Annotated in this window: 11 protein-coding genes and 1 pseudogene; 6 read left to right on the top strand and 6 right to left on the bottom strand. The window is 63.4% G+C overall.

Going from position 1 to position 10,965, the window contains the following annotated elements; all coding sequences use genetic code 11:
- The 3 genes and pseudogenes from QYS36_RS14390 to QYS36_RS14380 all read right to left on the bottom strand — a co-directional run.
- A pseudogene (locus tag QYS36_RS14390) lies at positions 1-194 on the bottom strand (tripartite tricarboxylate transporter TctB family protein); the annotation flags it as partial.
- A gap of 87 nt (positions 195-281) precedes the next feature.
- Positions 282-1,262 carry a tripartite tricarboxylate transporter substrate binding protein gene (locus QYS36_RS14385; RefSeq protein ID WP_308840124.1) on the bottom strand — a complete coding sequence of 327 codons (981 nt, stop codon included), beginning with the start codon at positions 1,260-1,262 and terminating at the stop codon, positions 282-284.
- Between the two features lie 30 nt (positions 1,263-1,292).
- A complete protein-coding gene (locus QYS36_RS14380; RefSeq protein WP_308840123.1) occupies positions 1,293-2,558 on the bottom strand; it encodes an OprD family porin in 1,266 nt (421 codons plus the stop codon).
- A gap of 238 nt (positions 2,559-2,796) precedes the next feature.
- Between QYS36_RS14380 and QYS36_RS14375 the strand changes: the two genes are divergently transcribed.
- Both QYS36_RS14375 and QYS36_RS14370 read left to right on the top strand, forming a co-directional pair.
- Positions 2,797-3,468, top strand: coding sequence for a response regulator (locus QYS36_RS14375; RefSeq protein ID WP_308840122.1), 672 nt, complete (start codon positions 2,797-2,799; stop codon positions 3,466-3,468).
- Entirely contained in the window at positions 3,461-4,852 is a 1,392-nt protein-coding gene (locus QYS36_RS14370) for a sensor histidine kinase (protein ID WP_308840121.1), read from the top strand. The genes QYS36_RS14375 and QYS36_RS14370 overlap by 8 nt, the downstream gene beginning before the upstream one ends.
- A gap of 36 nt (positions 4,853-4,888) precedes the next feature.
- Here QYS36_RS14370 and QYS36_RS14365 read toward each other — a convergent pair whose 3' ends face one another.
- Positions 4,889-5,725: an HDOD domain-containing protein gene (locus QYS36_RS14365; protein WP_308840120.1), complete on the bottom strand. Its 837-nt coding sequence runs from the start codon at positions 5,723-5,725 to the stop codon at positions 4,889-4,891.
- A gap of 48 nt (positions 5,726-5,773) precedes the next feature.
- Positions 5,774-6,715, bottom strand: a complete 942-nt coding sequence (locus QYS36_RS14360) for a folate-binding protein YgfZ (protein WP_308840119.1) — start codon at positions 6,713-6,715, stop codon at positions 5,774-5,776.
- A 159-nt stretch (positions 6,716-6,874) separates the two neighbouring features.
- Here QYS36_RS14360 and QYS36_RS14355 point away from each other — a divergent pair, with 159 nt between their 5' ends.
- Together QYS36_RS14355 and QYS36_RS14350 are read left to right on the top strand one after the other, a co-directional pair.
- Positions 6,875-7,129 carry a succinate dehydrogenase assembly factor 2 gene (locus QYS36_RS14355; protein WP_308840118.1) on the top strand — a complete coding sequence of 85 codons (255 nt, stop codon included), beginning with the start codon at positions 6,875-6,877 and terminating at the stop codon, positions 7,127-7,129.
- On the top strand, positions 7,113-7,565 hold the full coding sequence (locus QYS36_RS14350; protein WP_308840117.1) for a protein YgfX: 453 nt from the start codon (positions 7,113-7,115) through the stop codon (positions 7,563-7,565). Before QYS36_RS14355 ends, QYS36_RS14350 begins: the two co-directional genes overlap by 17 nt.
- Here QYS36_RS14350 and nadB read toward each other — a convergent pair.
- Complete coding sequence (nadB, locus tag QYS36_RS14345; protein ID WP_308840116.1) at positions 7,534-9,150, bottom strand: L-aspartate oxidase; 1,617 nt, start codon at positions 9,148-9,150, stop codon at positions 7,534-7,536. The genes QYS36_RS14350 and nadB overlap by 32 nt on opposite strands.
- Before the next feature lie 604 nt (positions 9,151-9,754).
- On the opposite strand from nadB, the gene rpoE reads away from it, so the two are divergent.
- The gene (gene rpoE / locus QYS36_RS14340) at positions 9,755-10,336 is read left to right on the top strand and encodes an RNA polymerase sigma factor RpoE (RefSeq protein WP_013792331.1); all 582 of its coding nucleotides are present in this window, start codon (positions 9,755-9,757) and stop codon (positions 10,334-10,336) included.
- Between the two features lie 31 nt (positions 10,337-10,367).
- On the top strand, positions 10,368-10,955 hold the full coding sequence (locus QYS36_RS14335; protein ID WP_308840115.1) for an RseA family anti-sigma factor: 588 nt from the start codon (positions 10,368-10,370) through the stop codon (positions 10,953-10,955).
- The last annotated feature ends 10 nt before the right edge of the window (positions 10,956-10,965 follow it).

Raw genomic sequence — 10,965 nt, 5'->3', positions numbered from 1 at the left:
TCGTCGTGAGACGTCGTACTGGATGGCTTCACCAGCAGGTACAGGGCGCCCAGGCCCATGAGGGTCAGCAGCAGCATCGGGTAGGCGCGCGGGCCTACCGGCTCGTAGGAGAAGGGCGCATGGTAGCCCCAGGCAACGATGCCCAGCCCGACGCATGCCAGCAGTAGCACCACGCTAAAAATGCGTTGTGACATGAGGGAGTCCTCGTTTTTATCATGCCAAAAGCATCCCCTGGGCAATGCCCAGGGGATGACCGTGAGTCGTAAACGGTTGGAGCTGGGTTACTGCTGAATCAGGCCGAATTCCTGAGCCAGTTCCTTGTACTGGGCAACCTGTTTCTTCACATAGGCATCCAGTTCATCCCCGGTCATGGCGAACGGATACAGCTCGCGGCTCTCACGCAGCTTGGCGAAGTCTTCGGAGGCCAGCAGCTGGTCGAAGGAATTCTTCCACCAGGTGTAGGCTTCGTCGCTGACCTTCGGGCCGACGTAGAAACCGCGGATCACTGGCCAGACCACGTCATAGCCCTGTTCCTTGGCAGTCGGGATGTCTGCCACCTTGGCACCCGGCAGGCGCTCTTCGGCGAAGACGGCGAGGATACGCATATCGCCACTTTCGACGTGCGGTACGGAGTCGGAAATGTCGGTACTGGCGACCTGGATATGGCCGCCGAGCAGCGCGGTGGCCAGCTCACCGCCGCCCTCCATCGCCACGTAGCGCATTTCGCGCGGGTTGATACCAGCGGCGCGGGCCACCAGAGCGGTCTGCATCCAGTCCTGGCTGCCGACGGTGCCGCCGGAGCCGATCACGACCTTGCCCGGGTTTTCCTTGAGGGCCTTGACCAGGTCATCCAGGTTCTTGAGCGGCGAGTCCTTGCGAACGGCCAGTGCACCGTAGCTGGTGCCAACGCCGGCCAGCCACTTCACGGCGTTCTCGTCGAAACGGCCGAACTTGCCCTGGGCCAGGTTGAGCAGCGAGCCGCTGGAGAAGGCGGTGATGGTGCCTTCCTCGGAAGGGCGCTGGGCAACCACGGCGTTGTAGGCCACCGCACCGACGCCGCCGGGCATGTAGGTCACGCGCATCGGTGATTTGAGCAGCTTGCTTTCCACCAGGGCGCTCTGCGCCAGTTTGCAGGTCAGGTCGAAACCACCGCCGGGTGCTGCCGGTGCGATGCATTCGGGGCGGCGCGGTTCATCGGCCAGCAGGGGGCCGGCGAAGGCCATGCAGGCAGCTGTCAGGGCTATGCGGGTAAAGGTTTTCATGGGACGGATCCTCCGAGTTTTTATTGTGAGTTACCAGATTGGCAGCGAGTAGCCAACGATGATGCGATTTTCATCGGCATCGCGGGCGAAATCGGAGCGGAAGCTGGCATTACGCAAGCGCACGTAGAGGTCTTTCAGAGCGCCGCTCTGTACCACGTACTTGAGTTCGATGTCGCGCTCCCACTCGCCGCCGGTCTGGTTGCTGCCGCTGATCTTGGCGTCATCACCGCTGATGTAGCGGGTCATGAAGCTCAGGCCAGGGACGCCGACCTTGGCGAAGTCGAAGTCGTAGCGGGCTTGCCAGGAGCGTTCGTCGGCGTTGGCGAAGTCGTTGATCTGCACGAAGTTGACCAGGAACGGATCGCTGCCATCGAGGTAGGCAAAGCCGGTGTCGCCGCTCATGTCCTGGTAGCCGAGGCCGAACTTGTGACCGCTGATGGCGTAACTGACCATACCGTTCAGGGCGCGGTTGTCGATCTTGCCGGCCTTGGAGGCCCCGCTGTCATTGCTGATGGTCAGGCGCAGGTCGCTGGAGAGTACGCCGGCGCCCAGGGGGTGCTTGGTCTGCAGCCCGAAGAAGTGCTGGCGGTAGATATCGTCGAGATCGGCGAAGTAATACCGCCCCGTCACGGTTTTGCTGAAAGCGTAGTCGAGACCCGCCAGGTCGAGATGGTCGGCGGTGATGCCGCTGGCAAAACGGCGGTTCTTGCTGTTGAGCACCATGTCTTCGGAGTTGGTCGAGGCGCGGTCGATGACCTTGTCCAGGCGACCACCGGTGAAGGTCAGGCCGTCCAGTTCTGAAGAGGTCAGCAGGCCGCCTTCGAATACCTGTGGCAGCAGACGGCTGTCGCTGGCCTTGACCACCGGCAATTCGGGGATGTGCGAGCCGTAGCGCAATTCGGTCTCGGACACCTTGAGCTTGGCCGTCAGGCCCAGGCGGGAGAACTCGTCCGGCGTACCGCCGTCGTCCTGTACCGGGAGCAGGTCAGTGCCGGTGCGACCACCGCCGGAGTCCAGCTTGACCCCCAGCATGCCCATCGCGTCGAGGCCGACCCCGACGGTGCCTTCGGTGAAACCGGAACGCACGTCCAGCAGGAAACCCTGACCCCATTCTTCGCGCTTGTTCTGGCCAGTGCCTTCGCGGAAATCACGGTTCAGGTAGATATTGGTGGTGGTCAGGCTGGCGGAGCTGTCTTCGATGAAGGCGGCTTGGGCCAGGGGGGCGAGCAGGGCGGTTGGGAGTGCGAGGCTGAGCAAGCTCAACGGCGAGATAGCCTGGCGCATGGCTGTTGGCATGTGTGTAACTCCATTGTTGTTATTGTTGTCACGACTGCACAGCGAATATGCAGATCGCGCTACGGGCGGATCGAGCCACCCTTTTGCGATCCTAGAAGCAAAACCTTTCAACAACCTTTCAATGCAAAAAGTCGTTGCAAGGGTGCGCAGGCACACGCCGTCACTGCCAAGTTGCCGCGCGAGCGGTAAACTCTCGCCACACATGGCGGTCAAGTCCATGGTTCGGTTGGAGGTTGCAGTGCGAATTCTGCTGGTCGAGGATCATCCGCAGTTGGCGGCGAGCGTCACCCAGGCGCTCAAGAGTGCCGGTTGGACAGTGGATGTTCTGCATGATGGCGTGGCGGCGGACCTGGCGCTGGGCAGCGAGGAGTACGCCCTGGCGATTCTCGATGTGGGGCTGCCGCGTATGGACGGTTTCGAAGTGCTCGCCCGTTTGCGGGCCCGCGGCAAGACCATTCCGGTGCTGATGCTCACCGCCCGCGGCGAGGTGAAGGATCGCGTGCACGGGCTCAACCTGGGCGCCGACGATTACCTGGCCAAGCCATTCGAACTGAGCGAGCTGGAGGCACGGGTCAAGGCACTGCTGCGGCGCAGCATGCTGGGCGGCGAGCAACAGCTGCGGTGTGGCGACCTGGTGTATGACCTGGACACCCGGCGTTTCACCCTGCTGGAGGAAAGCCTCGCCCTGACCTCCCGCGAACAGGCCGTGCTCGAGGCGATGATTTCCCGGCCCGGGCGGGTGATGAGCAAGGAGCAGTTGGCCTCCCAGGTATTCGGCCTGGATGAGGAGGCGAGCGCCGACTCCATCGAGATCTATGTCCATCGTCTGCGCAAGAAGCTCGAAGGCGGTGCGGTGCGCATCGTCACTTTCCGCGGCCTCGGTTACCTGCTGGAAGCCGCGGGTGGATAGGCCCGGCAGCCTGCGTGGCCGGCTGATTCGCCGGCTGGCCGTGCTGTTCACGGTCATCCTCCTGGTCAGCAGCCTGACCGCCTACTGGAGTGCTCGGCATGCCGCCGATACGGCCTATGACCGCACCTTGCTGGCCTCGGCCCGGGCGATCTCCGACGGGCTCTACGCCGTCGAGGGCATGCTCAGCGCCAACGTGCCCTATATCGCCCTGGATACCTTCGCCTACGACAGTGCCGGGCGTATCTACTACCAGGTGCTCGGGCCGAAGGGCGAGCTGGTCTCGGGTTACGAAGACCTGCCGGCCGCCCCGCCGGACACGCCGCGAACCAACGATTATCCGGCACTGGCCAAGTTCTACGATGGTGATTACCGCGGGCAGGGGGTGCGGGTGGTCAGCTTCCTGCAGCCGGTCAGTGAGCCCGGTTACAGCGGCGTCGCCGAAATTCGCGTTGCCGAAACCCTGGGGGCTCGGGAGCGCATGACCCGCGATCTGCTGCTGGGCACGCTGTGGCGCATGGGCTTGCTGTCGCTCAGCGCGTTGCTGCTCGTCTGGTTGGCGGTGAGCGCGGGGTTGCGCCCCCTCGAAAGCCTGCGCAGAACGGTGGCCGCGCGCAACAGTGACGACCTGCGGCCGCTGCCGGACGAAGACATGCCTCGAGAGCTGCGCCCGCTGGTCAATGCCCTCAACCAGTTCAATGATCGACTGCGCGGCCTCTTTGAGCGGCAATCGCAGTTCATTGCCGACGCCTCCCATGAGCTGCGCACGCCCCTGGCGGCGCTCAAGGCACGGGTCGAACTGGGCTTGCGCGACCAGGATCCGCGCATCTGGCACGCGACGCTGGAGGACGCCGCCTTGAACGCCGATCGGCTGACCCACCTGGCCAACCAGCTGTTGTCACTGGCGCGGATCGAAAGCGGAGCGCGGGCGATCGCCGAAGGCGGGGCGTTGCGCCTGGATCTCAGCCAGCTGGCTCGTGAGCTGGGTATGGCGTTGGCGCCCCTGGCCCATTCGCGCGGCGTCGCCCTGGCGCTGGAAGCCGAACAGCCGGTGTGGATTCGCGGCGAGCCGACGCTGCTCAACGAGCTGTTGTGCAACCTGGTCGACAATGCCATGGCCTACACCGAGGCCGGCGGCAATGTCATCCTGCGGGTGAAGGAGCCGGGTGTGCTGGAGGTCGAGGACGATGGGCCGGGCATCCCCGAGGAGGATCGCGAACGGGTGTTCGAACGCTTCTATCGACGCCAGGCCCAGGGGCTGGGCGCCGGCTTGGGGCTGGCCATCGTCGGCGAGATCTGCCGCGCCCACCGCGCCGATATCAGCCTGCATCAGGCCAGCCCCCATGGGCTGCTGGTGCGCGTGGTGTTCCGCAGCGACGTCAGTTGACCGTGCTGGGGCGAGACAGTGCTCGCCCCGCAAGGATCACTGCAGCATGGTCATGGCAGCGTCCATGGCCGCCGACAGATCTTCGTCGGCGTGGATATCCAGATCCGGCTTGATGCCCAGCTTGGCGAATGCCGGCGTCTGGCTCCAGTCCAGTTGCGTGTAGGGGTGCGGGGTGCCGAGGTGGCTCTGCAGCGTGGCTACCTGAACGATGTCGACGTAGTCCACCTTGCCACTGTCGCGGCTGAAGTTCAGGTACTGGCTCGGGATGCAGGCGATCATTTCCGGGAATTCCCAGGTGCGCAGGATCTTGTCGCCAATGATCGGGTGGATCTGCTCGATCACGTGGTTGAGGCTGATCGAGTCGGCCAGCAGCTCACTGTGCTCTTCGGCGTAGGTGAGAATCGGCAATACGCCGATCTGGTGGACCAGGCCGGCGAGGGTGGCCTGATCCGGCATCAGGCGCGTGTAGTGGCGGCACAGCACGTGGCAGATGCCGGCGATCTCGGTGCTCTTGGTCCACACTTCGCGCATCTTGCGGTCGACCACATCGGTGGTCGCCTGGAACATCTGCTCCATGGCCAGGCCGGTGGCCAGGTTGCAGGTGTAGTTGATGCCCAGGCGGCCGATGGCCATCTGCAGGTCGGTGATTTCCCGGTTGGTGCGCAGCAGTGGGCTGTTCACCACCTTGATGATGCGCGCGGTGAGCGCCGCGTCGTTGCCGATGACCTTGGTCATCTCGGGGATGCCGACGTTGGGATCCTCCGCCGCCTCGCGAACCTTCAGGGCGACCTCGGGCAGGGTGGGCAGCACCAGTTCATCGTGGTCGATGGCCCTGGTCAGATCCAGCAGGACTTTCTCGGCGAGTTTGCTCATGAAATTCTCGTTATTGGCGCAAGGGTGGCAGACGCTGTGCAGTGTACGTCAGCGCTGGATTTCGCGGTTGCTGTCCAGCGCGTACGGCAGGTCGAGCAGGTCGAGCGGTAGGCCTTCCAGGCTGCCCAGGTGAATATGGCCATCGAGCGCTGCGTCTTCCTGCAGCACTGCCAGCAATTCAACGCCATCCTCACTCGCTGCCGCCAGCACCACTTCGCCCACGGCACTGCGGTGCACTGGGGAAAACAGTTCGCTGCCGGGCGCGGGCGGTTGCTCGCTGGCGACGCGCAGGCGATACAGGCGGCGCTTGAGCTTGCCCAGGTATTGCATGCGGGCGACGATTTCCTGGCCGGTGTAGCAGCCCTTCTTGAAACTCACGCCACCCACCGCCTGCAGGTTGATCATCTGCGGGATGAACAGCTCGCGGGTCGGGCCGGTCACCTGGCCAATGCCTGCGCGGATCTGCGCCAGCAACCAGTCATTGAGGCTGGCTTCGCGCAGTTGCTCGCTCAGGCGCGCGCGCAGGGGCTCGGCCTGCTCTGCCGGTGCCCACAGCTCGGCACGGCCATCGCTGAGGCGGATGGCCAGCAACGAGTCGCTGCCGGTCACGCTGTCAGCCTCTGCCGCGAGGTCAAGGCCCATGGCCTGCAGGGTGGCATCCGCGCCACTCAGGCCGAAACGAACCCAGGCGGCGCTCTCGTCGCTCAACTTGGCTTTCGAGAAGGCCGCGTACTTCTGCAGTTCGGCGAGTTGCGGGGCGAGCAACTCCTGGCTCATGGCCAGGAGAAAACCCTCGGCGACGCTGACGATACGAAAGCTCGACAGCATGCGCCCCTTTGGCGTGCAGCGAGCGCCCAGGCTCGAGCCGCTGGTGCCGAGGTAGGCGATGTTGCAGGTGATCTGGCCCTGCAGGAACTTACCCGCGTCGGGGCCGCGTACGGCGAGGATGCCTTCGTGGGTGAGCGGGCAATAGAAAGCGCTGTCGGCCATGGTCGAGACAATCGTGGGCAAAGAATGAGGCTGCCATGATAAGAGCAGCGGCAAGCGTCTAGCTACAGGCAAAGCGTGCCGCGTCGCGTTTCGCCTCGTGACGCTCATGCAGGGCGCGGCTGTTGGTATACTGCCGGCCTTTTTCCGAGGAGCACTGTCATGGTCGATGCCACTGAACTCAACCGTCTTTTCTGGCACAGCCGGCGCGGCATGCTGGAGCTTGACGTGTTGCTGGTGCCTTTCGTGCGCGAGGTCTACCCCTCGCTCGACGAGGACGATCGTGCCCGTTACCGCAAGCTGCTCGAGTGCGAGGATCAGGACATGTTCGGCTGGTTCATGCAGCGCGGCGAGCCCGAGGACGCTGATCTGCGTCACATCGTGCGCATGATCCTGGATCGTGTCCAGCCCAAGTAAGCGGTTCGAATGCGACTGGCGGCCGTCACCGCGGCTGCTGGAAGTCTACCTGTGCGCCCAGGCCCTGGCGCTGCTGACGGTGCTGCTCGTCGAGATTGCGCTCTGGGCACGCCTGCTCGGCGTATTGGCCTGCGCTTGCCACGCTGCCTGGGTGTTGCCCAGGCACCTGTTGCTGACCCATTCGGCGGTCTTCAAGCGGTTGCGCCACGACGACGAAGGTTGGCAGGTGCTGCGCAGCGGCGGGCAATGGCAGCCCGTCACCCTGCAGCCGGACAGCATGGCGCTGCCCTGGCTGGTGATCGTGCGCTTTCGGCTGCCGGGCCGCTGGTTCAGCCACAGCCTGTGCATCCCTGCCGATGCGATGTCGCCGGACATGCATCGACGATTGCGGGTACGCCTGAAATTCAGTCGTCAGCGTTGGCGGGTTGCAGAATAGTGTCGCGTGCTTCGGGTAGCAGGCCGGGGTAATCCAGGGTGTAGTGCAGGCCGCGCGATTCCTTGCGCGCCATGGCCGAGAGGATCATCAGTTCGGCCACCTGGGCCAGGTTGCGCAACTCGATCAGGTCCCGGCTGACCTTGTAGTTACTGTAGAACTCGTCGATTTCATCGAGCAGCAGGCGTACCCGGTGCTGGGCGCGCTGCAGGCGCTTGGTGGTGCGCACGATGCCCACGTAGTCCCACATGAAGCGCCGCAGTTCGTCCCAGTTGTGGGCAATGATCACGTCCTCGTCCGAGTCGGTGACCTGGCTGGCGTCCCAGGAGGGCAGGTCGGCTGGCATCGCCACCTGCTCCAGGTTGGCGACGATGTCGGCAGCGGCCGAGCGCGCATACACGAAGCATTCGAGCAGCGAATTGCTGGCCATGCGGTTGGCGCCATGCAGGCCGGTGAAGCTGGTTTCGCCAATCGCGTAAAGGCCTGCCACGTCGCTGCGCCCGGCCTGATCGACGAGCACGCCGCCACAGGTGTAGTGGGCCGCGGGAACCACCGGAATCGGCTGGCGGGTGATGTCGATGCCGAACTCCAGGCAGCGCTGGTAAACGGTCGGGAAGTGGCTTTTGACGAATTCCGCCGGCTTGTGGCTGATATCCAGGTAGACGCAGTCGATGCCCAGGCGCTTCATCTCATGGTCGATGGCGCGGGCCACGATGTCCCGTGGCGCCAGTTCCTCGCGGGGGTCGAAGCGCGGCATGAAGCGCTCGCCGTTGGGCAGGCGCAGCAACGCGCCTTCACCGCGCAGCGCTTCGGTAACCAGGAAGCTCTTGGCCTGGGGGTGGTAGAGGCAGGTGGGGTGGAACTGGTTGAATTCCAGGCTGCCGACCCGGCAGCCGGCGCGCCAGGCCATGGCAATGCCGTCGCCGCAGGCGCCGTCGGGGTTGCTGGTATAGAGGTAGACCTTGGCCGCACCGCCGGTGGCGAGAATCACGAAGCGCGCGTGGTGGGTGTCCACCTCGCCGCTGCGCCGGTTCAGCACGTAGGCGCCGAGGCAGCGCTGGCCGTCGCGGCCCAGCTTGCGCTCGGTAATCAGGTCCACGGCGACCCGCTGCTCGAGCAGTTCCACGTTGCTGCGCTGGCGGGTGCGCTCGAGCAGGGTATTGAAGATGGCCGCGCCGGTCGCGTCGGCGGCGTGGATGATGCGCCGATGGCTGTGGCCGCCCTCGCGGGTCAGGTGAAATTCGAAGCCGCCGTCTTCGCGATCGTGTTCATCGTCGCGGGTGAAGGGCACGCCTTGTTCGATCAGCCATTCGATGGCTTCGCGGCTGTGCTCCACGGTGAAGCGCACGGCATCTTCACGGCACAGGCCGGCACCGGCGTCGAGGGTGTCGTTCACGTGGGAGTCGACGGTGTCGCCGTGGTCCAGCACCGCAGCGACGCCGCCCTGGGCCCAGTAGGTCGAGCCATTGGCCAGCTCGCCCTTGCTCAGCACGGCGATGCTCAGGTTGTCGGGAAGTGTGAGCGCCAGGGTAAGGCCGGCGGCACCGCTGCCGATAACCAGAACGTCGTGCTGAAAGTGTTGGCTCATCGTGATGGATTCCGCTGGGGTGGCATGCAGCTAGACAGGGGAAATCGAGGATCACCTCGGTTGCTCTGTTGGTGCGGCCAGGGCCTCTGATTTTTTGTATCCGAGAATCACTCGGCTGGTCGGTATGAGCCTGGGGCGGGGCTTCAGGGGTCATGGCGACGGCTCGGTGACCCCTAGTATATAGAGGGGGGCAACGGCACAATAGCCGGCCTGGTAGGTTGTCCGGCGCAGAACGTGTATCGTGGCGGGATGGCGATATGCCTGCGCGGCTGACCGCCATGCTGGAGCTGCATCTCATCCGCTGAAACCTGTATGAACTTTGTCATGGAGCAGGGTTCTATAGCGGAGTCGCCCCGGAGAGGGAATGTGTCTGGCGAGCTGGTGAGCGAAGTGGTCGTACCATTCGATTCGGTCCGTCAGGTGATCTAAAGACAATTCGCGCAGCAGGCAGTGGCCCTGGTGCGTGGTTTCGTGCAAAACCAAAAAATGTTTTGTGGGAAGCTTGTTCGTAGGGGGGAGAACTTTTGCATATGGCTCGAGTCTATTTCGGCAGATCGATCTTCTGGCGGGCGCAGACCTCCTACGGGCTCAACGAGGAGTATTCATGCTAACCCAGGAAGAAGATCAGCAGCTGGTCGAGCGCGTACAGCGCGGTGACAAGCGAGCATTTGATCTGTTGGTGCTGAAGTATCAGCACAAGATTCTCGGGTTGATCGTGCGATTCGTGCACGACACCCATGAAGCTCAGGATGTCGCCCAGGAAGCTTTTGTAAAAGCTTATCGGGCACTGGGAAACTTTCGCGGCGACAGTGCGTTCTATACATGGCTGTACCGCATCGCCATTAACACGGCGAAGAATCATCTGGTTTCCCGTGGCCGCCGGCCACCGGACAACGATGTAAGTGCAGAGGATGCCGAGTTCTACGATGGCGATCACGCCCTCAAGGATATCGAATCTCCCGAGCGAGCCCTGTTGAGGGATGAAATCGAAGCCACCGTGCATCGGAGCATCCAGCAACTTCCAGAAGATTTACGAACGGCGCTAACGTTACGTGAATTTGATGGTCTTAGTTATGAAGACATTGCGAGCGTCATGCAGTGTCCAGTTGGTACCGTGCGTTCGCGAATCTTTCGGGCGCGTGAAGCCATCGACAAGTCCCTGCAACCTTTGTTGCAGGAAGCCTGAGACAGCGGCGACAGCCAAGAGAGGAACCGCTATGAGTCGTGAAGCCCTGCAGGAATCGCTGTCCGCGGTGATGGATAACGAAGCGGATGAACTTGAACTTCGGCGTGTGCTCGGTGCGAGCAACGATGCCGAACTGCGTGCCACCTGGTCTCGTTACCAGGTAGCCCGCGCCGCGATGCACAAGGATCTGCTCGTGCCCAAGCTGGACATCGCTGCAGCCGTTTCCGCGGCTCTGGAAAACGATGCCACTCCAGTTGTGCAGGAGAAGGTCGTGCGTGGTCCGTGGCGCAGCCTGGGACGCGTGGCCGTTGCTGCAACCGTGACGGTTGCCGTGCTGGCTGGCGTGCGTTTCTACAATCAGGATGACGTTTCTGGTGCCCAGTTGGCGCAGCAGGATCAGCCATCCATCGCGCTGCCGCAAGCTCAAGGGCCGGCCATTCTGGCAGGCTTCAAGACTTCGGACGAGCAGCCGGCTGTAGAGACCGTCTCTGCCGAAGGTGAAGGCTGGCATGAACAGCGTCTGCCTGAGTACCTGCGTCAGCATGGTCAGCAGTCTGCCCCTGGCACTGCCGAGAATGCACTGCCGTTTGCACGGTCTGCGAGTGTAGAAGAGCGTTAAGAACGACGCG

Origin of the sequence: Pseudomonas sp. G34, from assembly GCF_031119625.1 — a bacterium.
In the GTDB taxonomy this organism is placed as follows: Bacteria; Pseudomonadota; Gammaproteobacteria; order Pseudomonadales; family Pseudomonadaceae; genus Aquipseudomonas.
Note: the sequence above shows the minus strand (reverse complement) of the source record. Positions and strands in the feature narration are given on the sequence as shown.